Source organism: Paraplanobispora siamensis (assembly GCF_016863175.1).
Taxonomy (GTDB): domain Bacteria; phylum Actinomycetota; class Actinomycetes; order Streptosporangiales; family Streptosporangiaceae; genus Planobispora; species Planobispora siamensis.
On record NZ_BOOJ01000075.1, the window covers coordinates 33915 to 52442 of the forward strand.

Annotated in this window: 20 protein-coding genes; 11 read left to right on the plus strand and 9 right to left on the minus strand. The window is 73.7% G+C overall.

Features of this window, described 5'->3' with window-relative positions; translation table 11 throughout:
• Nucleotides 1–58: 58 nt before the first annotated feature.
• From Psi01_RS37925 to Psi01_RS37935, 3 genes are all read left to right on the plus strand, one after another.
• The gene (locus tag Psi01_RS37925; RefSeq protein ID WP_204069011.1) at nt 59–1315 is read left to right on the plus strand and encodes a cytochrome P450; all 1257 of its coding nucleotides are present in this window, start codon (nt 59–61) and stop codon (nt 1313–1315) included.
• 59 nt (nt 1316–1374) lie between these two features.
• Complete coding sequence (locus Psi01_RS37930; protein ID WP_204069012.1) at nt 1375–2091, plus strand: alpha/beta fold hydrolase; 717 nt, start codon at nt 1375–1377, stop codon at nt 2089–2091.
• A 110-nt stretch (nt 2092–2201) separates the two neighbouring features.
• Nucleotides 2202–2930, plus strand: a complete 729-nt coding sequence (locus tag Psi01_RS37935; protein ID WP_204069013.1) for an STAS domain-containing protein — start codon at nt 2202–2204, stop codon at nt 2928–2930.
• Nucleotides 2931–2936: 6 nt separating this feature from the next.
• Here Psi01_RS37935 and Psi01_RS37940 read toward each other — a convergent pair whose 3' ends face one another.
• Entirely contained in the window at nt 2937–3371 is a 435-nt protein-coding gene (locus Psi01_RS37940; protein ID WP_204069014.1) for a hypothetical protein, read from the minus strand.
• Between the two features lie 263 nt (nt 3372–3634).
• On the opposite strand from Psi01_RS37940, the gene Psi01_RS37945 reads away from it, so the two are divergent.
• The 3 genes from Psi01_RS37945 to Psi01_RS37955 all read left to right on the plus strand — a co-directional run bounded on the left by Psi01_RS37945 (nt 3635) and on the right by Psi01_RS37955 (nt 6070).
• On the plus strand, nt 3635–3964 hold the full coding sequence (locus Psi01_RS37945) for a YciI family protein (RefSeq protein WP_239128337.1): 330 nt from the start codon (nt 3635–3637) through the stop codon (nt 3962–3964).
• Between the two features lie 57 nt (nt 3965–4021).
• Complete coding sequence (locus Psi01_RS37950) at nt 4022–5323, plus strand: RNA polymerase sigma factor (RefSeq protein WP_204069016.1); 1302 nt, start codon at nt 4022–4024, stop codon at nt 5321–5323.
• Nucleotides 5324–5437: 114 nt separating this feature from the next.
• A complete protein-coding gene (locus Psi01_RS37955; RefSeq protein ID WP_204069017.1) occupies nt 5438–6070 on the plus strand; it encodes a maleylpyruvate isomerase family mycothiol-dependent enzyme in 633 nt (210 codons plus the stop codon).
• A 57-nt stretch (nt 6071–6127) separates the two neighbouring features.
• On the opposite strand, the gene Psi01_RS37960 is transcribed toward Psi01_RS37955, so the two are convergent.
• A complete protein-coding gene (locus Psi01_RS37960; RefSeq protein WP_204069018.1) occupies nt 6128–7309 on the minus strand; it encodes a DUF418 domain-containing protein in 1182 nt (393 codons plus the stop codon).
• Between the two features lie 144 nt (nt 7310–7453).
• Here Psi01_RS37960 and Psi01_RS37965 point away from each other — a divergent pair, with 144 nt between their 5' ends.
• On the plus strand, nt 7454–7774 hold the full coding sequence (locus tag Psi01_RS37965; RefSeq protein ID WP_204069019.1) for a hypothetical protein: 321 nt from the start codon (nt 7454–7456) through the stop codon (nt 7772–7774).
• Nucleotides 7775–7866: 92 nt separating this feature from the next.
• On the opposite strand, the gene Psi01_RS37970 is transcribed toward Psi01_RS37965, so the two are convergent.
• Together Psi01_RS37970 and Psi01_RS37975 are read right to left on the minus strand one after the other, a co-directional pair.
• On the minus strand, nt 7867–8718 hold the full coding sequence (locus Psi01_RS37970; protein WP_204069020.1) for a MerR family transcriptional regulator: 852 nt from the start codon (nt 8716–8718) through the stop codon (nt 7867–7869).
• A gap of 108 nt (nt 8719–8826) precedes the next feature.
• The gene (locus Psi01_RS37975; protein WP_204069021.1) at nt 8827–9798 is read right to left on the minus strand and encodes an NADPH:quinone oxidoreductase family protein; all 972 of its coding nucleotides are present in this window, start codon (nt 9796–9798) and stop codon (nt 8827–8829) included.
• Between the two features lie 143 nt (nt 9799–9941).
• On the opposite strand from Psi01_RS37975, the gene Psi01_RS44290 reads away from it, so the two are divergent.
• Nucleotides 9942–10067, plus strand: a complete 126-nt coding sequence (locus Psi01_RS44290) for a hypothetical protein (protein WP_275424646.1) — start codon at nt 9942–9944, stop codon at nt 10065–10067.
• 244 nt (nt 10068–10311) lie between these two features.
• Here Psi01_RS44290 and Psi01_RS37980 read toward each other — a convergent pair whose 3' ends face one another.
• Nucleotides 10312–10905, minus strand: a complete 594-nt coding sequence (locus Psi01_RS37980) for a dihydrofolate reductase family protein (protein ID WP_204069022.1) — start codon at nt 10903–10905, stop codon at nt 10312–10314.
• Between the two features lie 170 nt (nt 10906–11075).
• Nucleotides 11076–12635, minus strand: coding sequence for an alpha/beta hydrolase (locus Psi01_RS37985; protein ID WP_204069023.1), 1560 nt, complete (start codon nt 12633–12635; stop codon nt 11076–11078).
• Between the two features lie 301 nt (nt 12636–12936).
• On the opposite strand from Psi01_RS37985, the gene Psi01_RS37990 reads away from it, so the two are divergent.
• Nucleotides 12937–13500, plus strand: a complete 564-nt coding sequence (locus tag Psi01_RS37990) for a dihydrofolate reductase family protein (RefSeq protein WP_204069024.1) — start codon at nt 12937–12939, stop codon at nt 13498–13500.
• On the opposite strand, the gene Psi01_RS37995 is transcribed toward Psi01_RS37990, so the two are convergent.
• The gene (locus tag Psi01_RS37995) at nt 13466–15082 is read right to left on the minus strand and encodes a wax ester/triacylglycerol synthase domain-containing protein (protein ID WP_204069025.1); all 1617 of its coding nucleotides are present in this window, start codon (nt 15080–15082) and stop codon (nt 13466–13468) included. The genes Psi01_RS37990 and Psi01_RS37995 overlap by 35 nt on opposite strands.
• A gap of 147 nt (nt 15083–15229) precedes the next feature.
• On the opposite strand from Psi01_RS37995, the gene Psi01_RS38000 reads away from it, so the two are divergent.
• Nucleotides 15230–15592 (plus strand): VOC family protein, encoded by a 363-nt coding sequence (locus Psi01_RS38000; protein WP_204069026.1) that lies wholly within the window; start codon nt 15230–15232, stop codon nt 15590–15592.
• A gap of 92 nt (nt 15593–15684) precedes the next feature.
• Here Psi01_RS38000 and Psi01_RS38005 read toward each other — a convergent pair whose 3' ends face one another.
• Nucleotides 15685–16854 carry a coiled-coil domain-containing protein gene (locus Psi01_RS38005; protein ID WP_204069027.1) on the minus strand — a complete coding sequence of 390 codons (1170 nt, stop codon included), beginning with the start codon at nt 16852–16854 and terminating at the stop codon, nt 15685–15687.
• Nucleotides 16855–16928: 74 nt separating this feature from the next.
• On the minus strand, nt 16929–17993 hold the full coding sequence (locus Psi01_RS38010; protein WP_307819302.1) for a serine hydrolase domain-containing protein: 1065 nt from the start codon (nt 17991–17993) through the stop codon (nt 16929–16931).
• Here Psi01_RS38010 and Psi01_RS38015 point away from each other — a divergent pair.
• The gene (locus Psi01_RS38015) at nt 17893–18447 is read left to right on the plus strand and encodes a GAF domain-containing protein (RefSeq protein ID WP_204069029.1); all 555 of its coding nucleotides are present in this window, start codon (nt 17893–17895) and stop codon (nt 18445–18447) included. The genes Psi01_RS38010 and Psi01_RS38015 overlap by 101 nt on opposite strands.
• Nucleotides 18448–18528 lie beyond the last annotated feature (81 nt).

Below are 18528 nucleotides of genomic sequence, written 5' to 3' on the forward strand. Positions count from 1 at the left end.
TTCCCGGGATGACGCGGGCCACGGTTTCACCGGATGGCCGGCGGGCAGGCAACAACGCATGCTGGACCACACGCTTTTTCTGCTGCTGGAAGGTTATGCCTGGCTGCCCGAGCGCCGTCGCGAGGCCGACGGCCCGGTCGCGCACACCCGGGTGATGGGCCAGCGCGCCGCGGGCCTGTGCGGGCCGGACGCCGTGCGCTTCTTCTACGACGAGAACCACATCGAACGCCACACTGCACTGCCGGGCCTGGTCAAGAGCACCCTGTTCGGGCACGGCGCCGTGCACACCCTGGACGGCGCCGACCACCGCGTGCGCAAGGCCATGTTCGTGTCGGTGCTGAACGGCGACGGCATCGACGACCTCGTCGAGCACACCACCCGGGCCTGGGACGAGGCGGCCGCCTCCTGGGCCGGCGGACGGAGCGTGACGCTCTTCGACGAGGCCGCCCGGATCCTGGCCCGGGGCGTGTCCCGCTGGGCCGGCATCCCCCTGGACGACGCCGAGGTGCCCGGCCTGGCCGCCGACCTGGTGGCCATGGTCGACGGGTTCGCCACCGTCGGCCCCCGGCACTGGCGGGCGCGCGCCGCCCGCGGGCGCCGCGAGGAGTGGCTGGGCCGGTTGGTACGGCAGGTGCGCGAGGGCGCCGTCACCGCCCCGGAGGGCTCGGCGCTCGCCGCGGTCGCCCATCACCGGGACGCCGACGGCGAACTGCTCGATCCCCGCGTGGCCGCGGTGGAGCTGCTCAACGTCATCCGCCCGACCACGGCCGTGGCCTGGTTCGTGGCGTTCTCCGCCCACGCCCTGCACCGGTGGCCGCAGCACCGCGCCGCGCTGCGCGGGGGAGACGTCTCCTTCGCTGAGGCGTTCACGCACGAGGTCCGCCGCTTCTACCCGTTCGCGCCGTTCGTCGGCGGCCGGGCGGTCAAGGACCTGACCTGGAAGGGCGAGCACATCCCCGCCGGGTCCCTGGTGCTGCTCGACATCTACGGCCAGAACCACGACCCGCAGCTGTGGCCGGACCCCTACACCTTCGACCCGCGGCGGTTCGTCGGCCGCGAGATCGGCCCCTACGACCTGATCCCCCAGGGCGGCGGCGACACCGCCGGCGGCCACCGGTGCCCGGGCGAGGCCATCACCGTCGCGCTGCTGCGGGCTCTGGTGGTACGGCTGGCGCAGCTGGACTACGACGTCCCCGCGCAGGACATGGACATCTCCCTGCGGCGCGTCCCCGCGCGCCCGGCCAGCGGCTTCGTGATCTCCTCCGTCATGTCCGCCGTGACCGACCGGTCCGTCGTCACCCCCCTGCACCGCTGACTCCGCGACCGCGTCCCGCGCTCGGCCGGGAGAGATGGGACGAGGCGGCGGGCCGGCGGGTGCGGAGCCTGGAGGCCGGCGAGGACCGCTCCGGGGGACCGCTCGTCGTGATCCTCCCGGGGCTCGGCGCGCTGGGATATCTCCAGGACACCCTGGCGGGCTGCGGCGCCTGGGCGAGATCGTTCCTGCTGGACGTCCCCGGCGGCGACGGGCCGGGGGCGTGCCCGGTCGAGGTCCCCGCGCTGGCCGATACGGTCTCGGCGTGGCTGGACGCGCTGCCGGACGGGCCGGTCGTGCTGGCCGGGCACTCCACCGGGGCCCAGGTCGCCCTGCGGGTGGCCGCGGCGCGTCCCGACCGGGTGCGGGGGCTCGCGCTCCTGGGTCCCGTCTTCCCGCCGCACCTGCGGCGGCCGGCGGCGCTGCTCGCACCGGTCCTGCGCGACCTGCCCCGCGAGTCGCCCGCCCTGCTGAGGGTGGCGGTGCCGTACTACCTGTACGACGGCGTGCCGCGGCTGGCGCGCTACGTGCGTTCCGTGCAGCGCGAGGAGCCCGAGCGGCTGATCACCGGGATCGGCTGTCCCGTCGTCACGGCGCGCGGCAGGCACGACACGCTGGCCCCGCAGTGGTGGACCGACCGGCTGGCGGCACTGGCGCGGCGGGGACGATCACTGACCGTGCCGGGCGCGCACACCTTCCCCTACCGGCGCGGCGGCCTCACCGCCGGGCTCATCGCCCGGGCCGCCCGGGGGGCGGACATGCTGCCCGGCGGGCGTTAGCCCGGCCCGGCCCGGGGGAGTACTGGTCAATGTGGACCGGGAGCAGTTGGACGTCGCCGACTCACTGCTCTGCCACCCCGGTTCGGCGAGCATGCGAAGAGGTCGGGATCATGCATCTTTCTCTCCACCTCACCCCTCTGACGGACACCGCCATGATGATCACCATGGAGGGGGAACTGGACGCCGCCACCGCGCCTGTGCTGGAGGCCATGCTGCGACCGCTGATCGTCGCGGAGGTCACCCACGTGGTGGCCGCGGCCGGAAGGCTGCGGTTCTGCGACGTGACAGGGGTGCGGCAGCTCAGCGCGGTGAACAAGAGCCTGCACGGCAAGGGAGGCCGGCTGGTCGTCGCCGAGGCGGACTCCGCGCTGCACCGCCTGATCACCTTGGCGAACGGGTGGTCCGTGCCTCGGCTGCACGTGTACACGAGCCTGGCCGAGGCGCTGATCGCGGCGGGCCTCGACCCCGATGAGGTGCCGCTGCAGACGGTGATCGGCCCCCGGCATGCGCCGAGCCTGCGCCGGCTGACGTCCGTCCGGTCCCTGGTGCACTCCGCGCGCCGGCCGCGGCCGGCCCGGCGGACCACGCCGGTCCCGCCCCCGCCACCTGCCCCGCCGGTCCCATCGGCTCCGCCGTCCCAGGCGGCCGTCTCCGGCCGCGTCTCCCTGAAGGAGGTTCTGGTCCGCTCCCGTCACCTGCGAGGACAGGCCGCGTACCACATGCGGCTGATGGAGAAGCGGCTCCAGCAGATCTGGGAGGCGCAGAGCATCATGGACCAGGCCCGGGAGCAGTGCCGCAGTTCACTGGACGATCTGCGCAACGGCCGTACCGGCGGATAGCGGGCCTCAGGTCGTACTCGTCTGGTTGTCCACGAGGTTGTCCACGACCCGCAGGTGGCCCCGGCTCCTGAGGCTGAGGCGTTCGATCAGCGGCCCGGCCTGCGTCAGCAGGGCCTCGTAGTCGCGGCGGTTGTAGCGGCGTTTGGCCTGTTGCAGCGTGTTCTCCAGATCGGTGGCCATCGCCTCGGGATCCTGAGGGTGCAGCCGGCGTAACTGCCGTACGACCTCCTGGTCGAGGGCCTTGCGCCTGCGGTAGGCCTCCCTGTCGATCGTCATGCCGTACAGTGCCTCGACGCGCAGCAGGGCGAGCTCCTCCTGCCGGGAGATGGCGATGTCCTGGTCCGCCGGGGGAGCCGCCCAGACGAGCTTGGGCGGCGCGGGGCATGACGGTGCGGGGGCCGCCGGGGCAGGCCTCAGGATCGACAGCAGTCGCCGGATCATCACAACCGCCTTTCGCCCCGGGTGCGGGTTGGGTCAATGGGGGCTTTGCTCTTTATGACGCATATTGAGGCGTGTCGGTTGTCACCCCCGCGACCGGTGGGGCGGTCGCGGGGTCGCGGGCCGGATGCCGCCGCTCGAAAAAATCTCCGGAGCCTGTCGATGCGGCCGTTCCCCGTTCGTCGTCATCATGTACGGCAACCTCACCGCGCGAGGGAGCGGGCGAGGCGATGACGGGGACAGGAAGGAACGGGACCGTGAAGTACATGCTGCTGATCAACACCACCGCCGAGGCGGCCGAGGGGTGCAGCGTCGAGGACTGGATGGCCTACGGCAAGGCGATGAAGGAGGCGGGGGTCTGGGTCTCCGGATACCCGCTGGCCGACCTGACCACCGCCACGTCGGTCCGGGTCGGCCCTGACGGTGAGCGGACCGTCACTGACGGGCCGTTCGCCGAGTCCCGCGAGATCCTGGGCGGCTACGACGTCATCGACGTGCCGGATCTGGAGACCGCGCTCGACTGGGCCGCGCGCTGCCCCGGCGCCCGGGACGGCGGAACCGTCGTGGTGCGGCCGATCGCCGACTTCGGGCTCTGACGGAGAGGCCCGAGGGAGAGGTCTGAGGGAGAGGTCTGAGGGGGAGGTCTGACGGAGATGGACGATTGGGCCGCGACGGACGAGTGGGCCACCGGCGCCGGGAGCCTCGCCGAGGCGTCGGTGGAGTCGATGTTCCGCGAGGAGCGCGGCCGGCTGCTGGCCTCCCTCGTACGCCGTTTCGGCGACCTCGACCTGGCCGAGGAGGTCGCCTCGGAGGCGATCGAGGCGGCGCTGGTGCACTGGCCGGTCGACGGGGTCCCGGCCAAGCCCGGCGCCTGGCTGCTGACGACGGCGCGGCGCAAGGCCGTCGACCGGCTGCGGCGGGACCAGGCCTACGCCGCCCGGCTGGCCATCCTGCAGGTGGACGCGGACCGCGCCGACCCCGCCCCGCCCGCGGACGCCGACGGCGACCTGCCCGACGAGCGGCTGCAGCTGTTCTTCACCTGCGCCCACCCCGCCCTGCCGGCCGAGGACCGCGTGGCGCTGACCCTGCGCTGCCTGGCCGGGCTGACGACGCCCGAGGTCGCGCGGGCCTTCCTGGTCCCGCCCGCGACGATGGCCCAGCGGATCGTGCGGGCCAAGAAGAAGATCCGCCAGGCGCGCATCCCGTTCCGGGTGCCGGGCGCCGACGAGCTGCCCGAGCGGCTGCCGGGAGTGCTGCAGGTCCTGTACTCGATCTTCACGGAGGGCTACGCGGCCAGCTCGGGCCCGCAGCTGCAGCGGCTCGACCTCGCCGAGGAGGCCATCAGGCTGGCGCGGATCCTGCGCCGCCTGCTGCCCGCCGAGCGGGAGATCGCGGGGCTGCTCGCGCTGATGCTGCTGATCCACGCCCGGCGCGAGGCCCGCACGGGCCCGGACGGCGGGATCGTGCTGCTGGAGGACCAGGACCGCGGACGCTGGGACCGTACGATGATCGAGGAGGGCGGCGCCCTGGTGGTGGCCGCGCTGACCGGCGGCCCGCCCGGCCTGTACGGCGTGCAGGCCGCGATCGCCGCCCTGCACGACGAGGCCGCCGACGTCGCGACCACCGACTGGCCGCAGATCGTGGCGCTCTACGACATCATGCTCGCTCTCGCGCCGTCCCCGGTCGTCGCGCTGAACCGGGCCGTGGCGGTGGCGATGCGCGACGGCCCGCAGGCGGGCCTGGCGCTGCTGGACGGGCTGGCCGACGAGCCGCGGCTGCGCGGCTACGCCCCCTACCCGACGGCCCGGGCGGACCTGCTGCACCGGCTCGGCCGGCTCCCCGAGGCCGCGGCGGCCTACCGGGAGGCGCTGGAGCTGGCGGGCACCGAGCCCGAGCGCGCCCACCTGCGGCGCAGGCTCGAATCGGTCGAAACCCCCGGCGCGGACGGCGCGTGACGGTCTTTCCGCACGGCGGGTGACGGTCCTTCCGTACGGCGCCCGCAGTCATCCGTACGGCTTCACACCATCTATCTGATTTCGCATGAGCGCATGCACCCTGAGGAGACGATCATGGAATCCGGCACCGTCCTTGCCTGGGTGAAGTCCGAGCGACTCGGTCTCGCCGACTTCCTCGAAGGGCTCGACGACCACGAATGGCGGGAGGACTCCCTGTGCCCCGGCTGGACGGTGCACGACGTGGCCGCCCACGTGACGACGGCCACGCGCACCACGCTCCTCGGCACGATCAAGGGGGCGATCCGGGCCCGCGGCGACTTCAACCGGATGGTCGCCGCCGAGGCCACGGAGCGGGCGGCGCGGTTCGGGCGGGCCGAGCTCGTCGCGCAGATCCGCGAGATGGCGGGGGACGCCCGCCGCGCGCCCGGTGCAGGTCCGCTGGACCCGCTGGTCGACATCCTGGTGCACGGGCAGGACATCGCCCGGCCGCTCGGGCGCGTGCGCGAGATGCCCGCCGAGCCGGCGATCGCGGCGCTCGACCACGTCCGCACCAGCGTCTTCTACGGTGCCCGCAAGCGTTTCCGCGGCACGAGGCTGGTCGCCGCCGACGCGGAGTGGTCGGCCGGGGAGGGGCCGGACGTCATCGAGGGGCCGGCGGGCGACCTGCTCCTGCTGGCCACCGGACGGGCCGCGGGGCTCGCGGGGTTGTCCGGGCCGGGCGTCGCCCGGGTCGCGGCCACGCTGTAGGGCTCTGCGGTCCGTGGTGGCGCCGCGGGGCGCGGGGTTCGCGGAAGGACTCGCCGCTCAGTCGGTCCCGGCCGGGCGCGAGGGCTGCGGCCGGGATCCGGACAGCAGGGTGAAGCGCCGCAGCGCCCATTCGATCGGGCCCTGCCGGTGGTGACGCAGCCACCGGGCGCTCAGCGTCAGCAGGACCGCGTAGATCACCGCGGCCACGCCCATCACCGCGATCGGCTCCAGCCGGCCCGCCAGCGCCAGGCCGTACCCGGTGAAGACCAGGCAGGCCAGCACCGACTGGCCGATGTAGTTGGAGGCCGCGACCCGGCCGGCGGGGGCCAGCGCGCCGCCGACCGCCGGGACCCGCCTGACCAGCTGGAGCAGGGTGACCACGTAGGCGGCCGCCAGCAGCAGGGAGGTCACGTTGTTGATCCCCATCCCGAGCAGCTGCGCGGCGTCCCCGGCCTGGGACGACCAGGTGAAGAAGACCGCGGCGGGCAGGCCCACGCCGTACCCGGCCCACAGGATCCGGGGGACCAGGTGGGCCCAGCGCTCCGGCTCCTCCAGCAGCCGCGACTTGCCCGCCGCCAGGCCGAACAGGAACAGCGCCATCGCCATCGGGCCCTGGCCGATCCACACCAGCATCGCGAGCATCGGGTAGGTCTCGAACTGGAAGCTCAGGAAGCCCAGCGGCCCGTCGGTGACCATCGCCTCGGCCCTCGCGGCGGCCGCGGCGTCGGAGGCCGAGGCCGTCACGCTGCCCGGATCGAGCAGGACCAGCCCGGCCAGCAGGAGCCAGATCACCGACGTCACCCCGATGATCCAGCAGCCGGCCTTGACGGCGGTCCTGGGCCGGATGTCGCGCATGGCCAGCAGCAGGACGCCGAGGGTGGCGTACAGGGTGAGGATGTCGCCGATCCACAGCAGGAACCCGTGCAGCACGCCCAGGACGAACAGCGCGAGACAGCGCCGGAGCATGCGGGCTTTGACCTTCTCGCCCCACGAGCGCATCTGCAGGGTGAAGGAGTAGCCGAACAGGAACGAGAAGATGACGTAGAACTTCGTCAGCACCAGCGTGCTGACCACCAGGGCGACCGGGCCCTCGCTGATGGGCAGGGTCCCGTTGCCGACGGCGTATCCGGGATCGGCGAAGAAGCCGATGTTGGCGATCAGGATGCCGCCCAGGGCGAAGCCCCGCACGGCGTCGATCTCGTGGACGCGCCTGGACGCCGGTGACGAAGTCTGGACCATGGGTTCGATGCTAGGAACGCCGCCCGGGGCGCACATCGAACTTTGGGCGCTCTTCGCCCGGACGAAAGACGCAGGCCTGCCGACCGAAGACAGGGTGCGCCGGTGCTATGGGCCGTGGCGTCGCATCGGTGCGACAATCGCCGCATGCCACGCTTCGAGCGCCTCACGGTCGAGGAGGCGCGCACTCTGAGCCGCAACCAGCTGCTGCCCCGCATCGAGGCCGAGCAGAAGTACTGGTACGGCCTCCTGAACAGCGGGCAGATGCGCGTCGGCGACGACGAGGCGTTCAAGACCTTCAACCGGATCCTGCGCATCGCCGTCGACCCCGGCCACCCCGCCCCCGGCCACCCCGCCCCCGGCCCGGACGCCTTCCTCGGCGGCGAGGCCCACGACGCGCCCGCCCACGACCTGGACCTGGACCCGGACCACTGGACGAAACCGCTCGGCGAACTCGGTGACCTTTAGACGGGTGAGTCCTGAAGCTGAAAGCGGGTACGGCAGTGCGGGCCGAGCGGGTGAGCCCCCGCGGAGCGCGTCCGTGACCGGCCGCCGGGATCTCACCAGAACCGCGGCTGGGCGGGGATGGTCTCCAGATCGGTCAGCAGCAGCTCACGGTCCTCCTCCTGCGCGATGTCCTCGGCCGCGGCCAGCGCCTGCTCGGTCCACGCGCGGGCCTGCTCCCGGTCACCGGCCACCGCGCTGGCACGGGCCAGGGCCTCGTAGCCGAAGGCCAGATCCCAATCCCCGATGCCGTGGGCACGGCAGAGCTCCAGACTGCGGCGGGCGTGGTGCAACGCCGGCTCGGCGCGCCCCAGGACCGCGTACACCCGTGAGCACTGCCACTCGCCGCGGCTGCGGTTGACCGCGGTACCCACCTCACCCCAGTGGTGGCGCGAGGCGTGCGCCATGTGCAGCATCCGGTCGTCTTCGTCGGCCGTGCGGTCCTCCTTCTCCAGCAGCCGCCACACCCCGTTGAACAAGTCGATGGCCAGCTGCCGCTGTTCACCCGCCGCACCGGCGAAGCCGTGCGGGTCCGTCTGGTCTGTCATCAGCGTCTTGACTCCGTCCTCGAGAAGATGATCGATGCGGTGCAGGTCCCCGCGGGTCCGGTCCAGACGTGCCTGGAGGCGGCGGCGGTGCTCGGCCAGCACCCGCCGGATCGCGGCCTCGTCGTCAGGCGCCGCCAGACACGACCGCACCTGCTCCAGGGGCACATCGACCGAGCGCAGCAACCGGATCAACCGCGCGTGGGCGACCTGCTGGGGCCCGTAGTAGCGGTATCCGCTCCCGGGCTCGACCAGGGCGGGCACCAGGAGGCCGATGCGGTCGTAGTGGCGCAGCGCCTTCGCCGTCAGGCCGACACGACGTGCCAGCCGGCCGACCGTGATCAACTCGGGTTCGTCCGCCATGCGCCGAATCTAGAACCTTGCCGCGCGGCAACCTCAAGCCCGGCGCCGAATGCCTGCGCGCTCGGTGAACGGCCGTGACCTGATCCGCTGCCGGCTTTGCCGCCGGTCCTAGGGAATGAGCGCGACCTTGCCGACGACCCGGCGGTGGAGGAGGTCGTCGATGACGTCGGCGGCGGCGTCGAGGGGGGCGGTGCGCGGCGGGACGGGGTCCAGGCGGCCGGATGCGACGAGTCCGAGCAACTCCTCCAGGAGGGCGCGCTGCTTCAGGGGATCGGTGAGCGACCAGGCGCCCCAGTCGACGCCGACCACCGACCGGTTGCGCAGCAGGACCTGGTTGAGCGGCAGGGCCGGGATCGTGCCGGAGGCGAAGCCGATGACCAGATAGCGGCCGTGGTTCCCGAGCGCGCGCAGCGCCTGTTCGGCGATCTCCCCGCCGACGGGGTCGTAGACGAGATCGACTCCGCCGTCCGACCACCGGCGGGCGGACTCCTTCAGGCCGGCGGGCGTGAGCTCGGAGGTGTCGGCGACCTCGTGCGCGCCTGCGGCGCGGGCGGCGGCCAGCTTCTCCGGCGAGGACGCCGCGGCGAGCACGCGGGCGCCCAGCGCCGTCGCGACCTGGACGGCGGCCAGGCCCACGCCGCCACCGGCGCCGAGGACCAGGACGGTCTCCTCCGCGGCGAGGGCGCCCCGGTTCCGCAGGGCGAACATGGCGGTGCTGTAGCTCTGGACGAAGGTCGCCGCCCGTGCCGCGTCGAGCCGGTCAGGGATCGGTACGGCCGCCGCCGCGGGCACCGCCACCCGGGAGGCGAAGCCGCCGAGGCCGCACATCGCGACCACCCGGGTGCCCACGGCCGGCTCGGTGACTCCGGCGCCTGCCGCGGCCACCGTACCGGCCACCTCGCCGCCGGGGACGAACGGCAGCGGCGGTTTGATCTGGTAGCGGCCTCGGACGAACAGCCCGTCCACGTAGTTGACCCCGGCCGCCTCGACGGCGATCACCACCTGACCCGGACCGGGCTCCACCGGTTCGGCCTCGGTCACCACGACGGAGCCCAGTTCCTCGCATACCACCGCGCGCATGTGGCCCACTATGGCCGAAACCGAACCGCATTCGCCACTGTGAACCAATGTGAGCCGACGCGAGGAGGCGCCGACGGGCCCTCCACGGTTACCGTGCATCTCATGGACGTGATCGGACGGCGGCCGCCGCAGAGACGGTGCTGGTGGATCATGTCCGCATCCTGGCCGAGGCCATGGGAGCCACCCCGGGCCAGCTCGCCCTGGCCGCGAGGCTGGGCGGGGCAGGCGACCGGTGCGGCGAGGCGCACATGAACCTCGTCGAACGCTGACCCGTCCCGGACCACACATGCGGCCCGGGCGGCGCAGGCGAGGATCGGCCGGACGGGCAGATCCTGAGGCGGCGGGCGAGTACGGCGCCGCACGGCCAGTGACGGACCCACCCGTGGGACACGTCCGTGGCAGGCCGCGTGTCGCCCACCCGGGCCGTGCCTCACGGCAGCCGGGCGGGCCCGTCATCCGGGCGGACGTGCCTCACGGGCCCACCGCCGGGCGCAGCCGTACCCGCTTTCAGCCTCAGGACTCATCCGTCCGGCGGCGGACTCGGAAGCGCAGGTGCAGGACTCTGTCGCCCTGGATCACCGTGTGCGGGTCCTCGAGCAGGTACTGGGCGTCGGCCGATCCGAAGTACCGCTTGCCCGAGCCGAAGACCACCGGGGCCACGTCCATCGCCACCTCGTCCACCAGGCCCAGAGCGAAGGCCTGTCCGCCGACGTCGCCCGCCGCCACGGCGACGATCCGCTCCCCGGCGAGTTCCCTGGCCTTCACGATCGCCTGCGCCACGTCGTCGACGAAGAGGTACGACGCCTCGGGGTGCCACCCCTCGGGTTTGGGCCGGTGCGACACCACGACCACGTGCTCGCCCGCCGGCGGCGAGCCCTCCCAGCCGTTGGTCAGGTCGAACAGGTGACGCCCGATCACCATCGACCCGATGCTCGCCCACATCGGGCGGACGTACTCGGCCGAGATCCGCGAGACCTTCATCCCGCCGTCGTCGGCGAGTGGGGTGTCGCCGTTGAAGTACCAGTCGAACAGCGGGCCGACCTGGTCGTTCGCGTCGGCGATGAAGCCGTCCACGGAGACGACGTTGTGCATCACCACGGTGCTCATCACATCTCCCGGGTGCCGTAGGGGTCAGCGGACTTCGGGGATTCCCCGTGCGCGTGGACCCGGCACACCACCGAACGGGAATCCCTGTGTGTGTGCATCCAGCACACCACCGAACCCCGTCGCCGTGCCACCGCCTCGCGGGCGACGGCCTCCGACGGCCGGGCGGACGGCTATCGGACGGGGACGTCGGGGCAGGCGGTGTCCCCGGCGGGCAGGGCGCCGTCGAGCAGATAGCGGTGGACGGCTCCGTCGACGCAGGCGTTGGGGGTGGCGGTGAACACCCGGGAGACCAGGTGACGGAAGGCGCCACGCACGGTGACCATGCGGGAGCCGCTCAGCGCCCGGCGCATCGCCCGCTGTCCCGGATAGGGGGTCTTGGGGTCGCCGGAGGCCCCGACGATCAGGGCCGGGACGTCGTTGCGGATCCGGGTCGGAGGTTCGGCGGGGGAGGCCGGCCAGAACGCGCAGGGCAGGTTCATGGCGCGGGTCAGCGGGCCGAACAGGGGTTCGTCGGCGCGGTGGGCCTTGATGTCGCGGTAGTAGTCGCCGGGATCACGGGAGGCCGGTCCGTCCGCGCAGGTGATCGCCATCCGCGCGCTGCCGGCCCCGTCCGTCTCCGGGGAGGACAGGAACGTGAGCCCTTCCTCCAGGGAGGGGGTCGGGGCGACCTCGGCCCCGCGGGCGGCGTCGTTGAGGACCTTGAGGTCGGAGGCCAGCCCGGCGTAGGCCTGCTCGCTGTCCCTGCCCAGGCTGAACAGCAGGATCGCCGGGAAGAGGTGGGTGTCGACCCGGTGGCGGCCGATCCGCAGCGGGTCGCGGGCGGCGGCCCGGTCGATCCGGTTCACGGTGGCCAGGACCCGGGCGGTGGTGGAGCCCAGGCGGTAGCGGTCGTGGTGACGGGCGGCCCAGCCCGCCCACTTCTCCAGGGCCGCGGCCAGGTACGGTCCCATCGGACGGGCGTAGCCGGGCCCGGCGGCCGCGGGATCCAGGGCGCTGTCGAGGACGAACCGGTCGGCATGGTGGGGGAACAGTTGCATGTAGACCGCGCCCAGGTAGGTGCCGTACGACCCGCCGAGGTAGGACAGCTTCGGCTCGCCCAGGGCGGCGCGGATCACGTCCATGTCGCGGGCGGTGGCGCGGGCCGAGGCGTGCGGCAGCATCTCCCGCAGCCCCGCGCAGCGGGACGCCAGGTCCCGGGCCCGCGCCGCGGTCCGGTCGAAGCCGCGCCGGTCGTGACCGGTCGAGAGCACGTAGTCGCCGATGGGCCAGTGGCAGTTCAGAGGAGTGCTGCGCCCGGTGAACCGGGAATCCATCCCGATCACGTCGTAGCGGGCCGCCAGCGCGGGCTCGGCCTCCTTGAGCAGCGGCGCGTAGACCCTTCCCGGGTCGCCGGGACCGCCGGGATTGATCAGCAGCGCTCCGCGCCGGCGCCCGGGGTCACCGGCCTGCAGCCGGGAGATCGCGACCTTGATGGCGGGGCCGTCCGGACGGGCGTGGTCCAGCGGGACGGTGACCTCGGCGCAGCGTGCCCCGGCGGCGTCCAGGTGCCCGCCGATCTCGTCGTCGGGGCCGGTCCGGCAGTCGTGCCAGATGATCTTCTGCTGCCCGAACCGGTGGAGTCCGTCGTCGGGGCCGGAGGGGCGGGAACCGGGGGCGGCGAGGGCGCTCGCGCATCCGGACGAGGCGAGCACGGTCAGGGCGGCGACGGCCGCCATGGAAATCTTTCGCATGGAGGTCAGCGTCGCGACCGCGCCGTACGGCCCGCATCGGCCATCAAGACGATCAAGAAGCTCCGTGTCTCGGCCGTTCGGCCAGAAGAGGCCCCCGTGCCTCCGGCCAGAAGAGGCCCCCGTGCCTCCGGCCAGAAGAGGCCCCCGTGCCGGAGTCCCTACGGCGCACCCGCCCACCCCGGAAGGCGACCTTAAGGATCTCGTAAGAGCGCCACGGGAGTCTGAGGACACAAGCGGAACGGCGGACCGGAAACGGCCCCGCCTCCCCGAATCGAACCCGAACCCGAGAAGGAAGCAGCTCATGCGCAAGTTCAAGCTCCAGGTCCAGGTCAGCGTCGACGGCTACATGGCCGGCCCGAACGGCGAGATGGACTGGATGACCTTCCCCTGGACCGACGACATCAGCGCCTACATCACGGAGATCACCAAGCCGGTCGACTGCATCGTGCTGGGCCGCAGGCTCGCCGAGGGCTTCATCCCGGCCTGGGAGTCCGGCCCCGAGGGCGAGGACCAGGAGTCCGTCGACTGGATGAACGACACGCCCAAGGTCGTGATCTCCAACAGCCTCACCGAGTCGCCGTGGAAGAACGCCGTCGTCGCCGGCGGCGACCTGACCGAGACCGTGAACCGCCTCAAGTCCCAGCCGGGCGGGGACCTGATCGCCTACGGAGGCGGCACGCTGGTGTCGAACCTGATCGCCGCGGGGCTGCTGGACGAGCTCCACCTGTTCGTCAACCCGGTCGCGCTCGGCGGCGGAATGCCGGTCTTCCCCGACAGCGGGGCCTACCACCGGCTGAGCCTGGTCACCGCCCGGCCGTTCGACTGCGGGATCACCGTGTTCCACTTCGAGCCGAAGCGCTCCTGACCTCGGTCGCCTCCCGCTCGAGCGGGCCGGACGGCGGACGGCCGACGCGGGGCTCGCCGAGGGCGGCGAGCTCCTCGCGCAGGGCGGCGGTCAGCACCGGCGCGTCGGGCAGGGTGGCCGGGTCGAAGATGGTGCTGACCACCACGGTTCCGGCGTAGGACAGCACCGCGAAGGTGACGGGCATGTTGCCGTTCTCCGAGACCGGCAGAGGGATGACCTGCCGGACGGCGGACCCGCCGAGCGTCATGGTCCGGCCGGGGCCCGGGACGTTGGAGACCAGGGTGTGCATGAACCGCTGACGGGTCATCCACCGGCGGTGGAGCCCGAACCGGGCCGCCAGGCGGAAGACCGGGCCCAGCAGGGCGATCGGCGACGGGTGCGAGAGGGAGGACTTCTCCTCCCCGACGACGGCGGAGATCCGCCGCAGCCGCCGACCGGGGTCGCCGGCGGCCGGCAGGCGGACGGTCACCGGGGTGATCTCGTTGCCCAGGTGCCCGATGTCCGCGGCGCGCCGCAGGGTCATCGGGATGGCGACCGAGATCTCCTCGACGGATTCCCCGCGCGCCGCGAGCAGGGTGTGCAGGGCACCGGTCACCGCGGTGAGCACGGCGTCGTTGAGCGTGCCGCCGTACCGGTGCGCGGCGGCTTTCAGCCCGGCCAGGTCGACCCGTACGACGTCCACGCCGCGTTCGGGCCCCGTCGGCCGCAGCAGCGAGCATCCACGGGCGGGCGCCGGACGGAGCCCGCCGGGCGCACGCGCCGCGGCCCGCAGATCCCGCAGGAATCCGGGCAGCCGCGCCACCGCCCGCAACCGCGCCCGGAAGGCATCGGCGGCCAGTTCGGGGATGGTGGGCGCGGGCGGGTCGGGAGCGTCGGCCGCTGACCCGGGTACGGCGGGCGCGGACCGGTCGGGGGTGCCGGCGGCCAGTTCGGGTACGGCGGGCGCGGACCGGTCGGGGGAGCCGGAGAGCGGTTCGGGTACGGCGGGCGGGGAGCCGCCGGCGGTGTCCCGGTCGTCGAGCAGGCCCGCGAGGATCGCCAGCCCGCCCAGGCCGTCGGCCAGTACGTGGTCCACGACGAGGATCAGCGCCACCGCGTCCCCGGCCAGGCCCGTGACGAAGACCGCCGCCCACGGCGGAGCGGACGGCGGCAGCGGCCGGGTCACCACCTCTACGGCGAGGTGGAGCAGCGCCCGCTCGTCGCCCGGCTTGGGGCAGGTCACGTGCGTGATGTGGCGGCGGGCGTCGAATCCGGGATCGTGGACCCAGATCGGGCGGCCGCATCCGAGCGGGACCGGCCGCAGCCGCTGGCGCAGGCGGGGGATGCCGGGGGCCCGTCCGGCCAGCAGGCGCCCGGCCGCCGCCGGGTCGAACCCGTGGCCGTCCAGGACCAGGACGGCTCCCATCTGCTGTGGGACACGCCCGCGGGCGCTGATGGAACGCGTCATCAGGTCGCTCGGCGAGGCCCGCTGGATGACCGGCCGCGGTCGGCCGGAGTGCGGGGCGGGCCCGGCCGCCACCGGCCCCGCCCGGCGGCGGGGCGGGCGGCGCCGTACGCCGTGTCCCGCGACCCACGTCCTCATGCCGTCAGTGTGCGCGCGGGGCGGCAGCCCTCCCAGGGCCGAAAGGCCCGCCTTCACGCCGGAAGAGTGCTCGGAGGGAGGCTGCCCGGAACCGGCGGATGTCGTACGCTGGCAGCGCCTCTCAAGATCTCGACTTCGGGAGTCGCCGTGATTACGCACATCGGCGTGGCCGTGCTCTACGTCAGCGATCAGCAGGAGTCCGTGGACTTCTATGTCGAAAAGCTCGGCTTCGACAAGACCGTCGACGCGGAGATGTTCGAGGGAACGCGCTGGATCGAGGTGACTCCGCCGAACGGCCAGACATCGATAGCCATCCACGACGCCGCGGCGTTCGGCAGGCAGCCCGGAGAGGGGGCCTACCTCACCTTCACGTGCGACGACATTCAGGCGACGGTCGACGAGCTCCGCAGGGCGGGGGTCACGGTCACGGACCCGACCGAAGAACCGTGGGGCACGTATGCGCACGTGGACGGTCCGGACGGCCACCGGATCCAGATCCACCAGAAATAGCCGGCCGCGGTAGACCCCGGCGCCCTCGAGCCGGCCCCGGGTCACCGGTCATCGACAGCGGGCCGGAGCCCTTTCTCGGAGCCCTTCCCGCGTCACTGCTCCGGCGCCAGGCGGGACAGGAGCTCCTCCAGCCGCACCGCGCGGGCTTCGGCCGAGGCCAGGGCGGCGCGCAGTTCCTCGGCGCGGGCGCGGGCGCCGTCCCGGGCGGTCTCGGCCTCGGCGGCGCGGATCTGCGCGGCGGTGAGGTCGTCACGGACCTGGGCGAGCTGCTCGTCGCGGCGCTGCAGGGAGGCCCGTACCCCGTCGGTCTCACGCCGGGCGGCCGCGGCGTCGGCGCGGGCGGCCTCCAGAGCGGCGCGAGCCTGGTCGCGGGCGGCCTCGACGTCGGTACGGGCCTGGTCACGGACGGCTTCGGCGTCGGCTCGGGCCTGGTCGCGGGCGGCTTCGGCCGCCCGCAGGCGTTCCCTTAAGGAGGTGAGCTGCTCGCGCAGAGCGGCGGCCTCGGCCTGGGACCGGTCCGCGCCGGTGCGGGCGGCGTCGAGTTGGTCGGCCTGCCGCTGGTGGGCGGCGCGCAGGTTCTGCAGGTCCTCGTGGGCGGTGTGCAGTTGCGCGGCCAGTGCGTCGTGGGCGGCCTGCGCGGCGGTGCGGGCGGCCTCGGCCTGGCCCCGGGCGCGCTCGTGCCGGGCCACCTCCTCCCAGGCCTGCCGCCGTACGGCCTCCGCCTCGGTCTGGGCCCGGGCGGCCTGGCGCTCGGCGCGGCCGCGGGCCTCGGCGTCGGCGCGTGCTGCGGCCAGGGCCTCCCGGCGGCGCTGCTCGGCGATCTCGGCGCGCTGGACGGCCTGGACCGCCTCGTTGCGGGCGGTCTCTGCCTCGGCCTCGGCGGCGTCGATGCGGGCCAGCGCGCCGTTCTCGGCCTCCCGCAGGCGGGTGCCCAGCTCGGCCAGCACCGCGCCGAGCCGGTCGGCGGCCGGAAGCACGGTCTCGGCCAGGGTGAGGGCGGCGGCCAGGGGTTCGGCCACCGCGGCGGCCTGCTGCTCGCGCCGGGCCCTGGCGGCGGCGTCCTTGTGGGCGGCGCTGCAGTACTTGGCCGGACGCCCTCCGGTGCGCCGGCCGTGCTCGTCGCGCCGCGGCGGCGGCAGCGGGTTGTCGCAGCCCTCCAGCAGGCAGGTGCCGGTGGGCTCGGGATCCTCGTAAGGACCGGCGGGCTCCTCGTACGGGGAGGCGTCCGGCGCGGCGCCGCCGGTCATGAGATCGTCGACCATGCGACCACTCTAGAGAGTCGGCGTTTCGAGTATCGGCTCAACGGTAAAGCGACACGCTAATCCTCGATCCGGTCTTAGTCTGCGGCTTCCCGGCGGCCCGCGTCCGGGGGCGCTCCGTTCCGTGACGGGCCGTCATCGGCGGCGGTGGTGGCGGCGACGGCGGCCACGATCGGCGGGACGAGTCGCAGGGCCGGCTGCCAGCCGGGCGTCAGAGCCGCCTCGGCGCCGGTGGTCACGGTGATCAGGCGCAGCGAGGGCACGACCACGATGTGCTGGCCCGCGTAGCCGCCGGCCACGAAAGCGTGGTGGCCCGCGACGGCGGTCGTCCACCACAGGTATCCGTAGGCGAGGTTCTCCGGCGGGCCACCGGCGTTGCGGGCGGTCGTGGCCCGCGCGGCGTAGGAGGGATCGAGGAGACCGGGCCGCCGGTCGAGCCAGAGCCCGCCCAGACGCAGCAGGTCCAGGGCGGAAAGCCGCAGGTGACCGAAGCCGTAGCACAGGCCCTCGGGGTCGCGCGGCCACTGCCAGCCGGTGATGCCCAGCGGGCCGAACAGGCGCTCGGCCGCGTAGTCCTCCAGATCCCGGCCGAGGGCCGCCTGCAGCGCCGCGGCGAGCACGTGGGCGGCGCCGTTGTCGTAGGCGAACCGCTCGCCCGGCGCGGACAGCTGCGGCGCCGACAGCAGGGTGTCGACCCAGCCGCGGGGCAGGAGCATGATCTCGTCGATGTCGAACCGCCCGTCGTGCCCGGCCCCGCCCGACATCGTCAGCAGGTGCCGTACGGTCACCGCGCGTCTGGCCGGCGGCACCCCGGCACCGAGCAGACGGCCGAGGGAGGCGTCCAGCTCGATCAGGCCGTCCCGCAGAGCGCAGCCGACCAAGGTGGACAGCACGCTCTTGGTGACGGAGAAGATGTCACCGGGCTCGTCCAGCCGGCGGTCGCGATAGGCGTGCGCGGCCAGCACCTCCCCGCGGTGCGTCGAGCAACTGCAGCGGGACGCCGAGGTGCGCTGGCAGCGCGTGCTGGCTCGGAAGTCGGAAATGGACGAGCGCCTGGAGCGCCTGCGGAGCGACGGCGACGGCATCAGCGCGCTGCGCCGGCTGTTCCTGCCCGCCTTCGCGCAGGCCGACCGCGGCAGCATCCCGGACACCGGGCTGCGGGCCACGCTCGACCTCACCGGCGCCGGCATGGGCAATGTGCAACTACTCGACGAGGCCGCGGGCGGGCTGACGATCGCCGCCCAGCACGGCTTCGACCGGTCCTTCCCGGACTTCTTCGCCGTCGTCGGCGATGACGGCACGGCGTGCGGCCGGGTCATGCGGACCAGGGCGCCGGTGCTGGTGCACGATGTCGAACGTGACCGGTTCCTGGCCCGGACCCCGGCGACGCGGGTGCTGCTGGAGGCCGGGGTGCGGGCGGTGTGCTCCCTGCCCCTGCTCGACGGCGACGGCGACGGCGACGGTGCGGCGCTGGGCGTGCTGTCGGTGCACTACCGCGCCGCACGTGAGCTGACCGACGCGAAGTATCGGCTGCCGGAGCCGCTGAGCCACCGCCTCGGCCGGTCGCTGCGAGACCGCGCTCCCGAAGTCCGTTGACCGGGATCGGAGACGGCCTCCGGCGCCTGCGCGCAGTTCCCGCCGCGGCGTCGGAGGCATCCGTCCCGTCTCGTCCGGGCG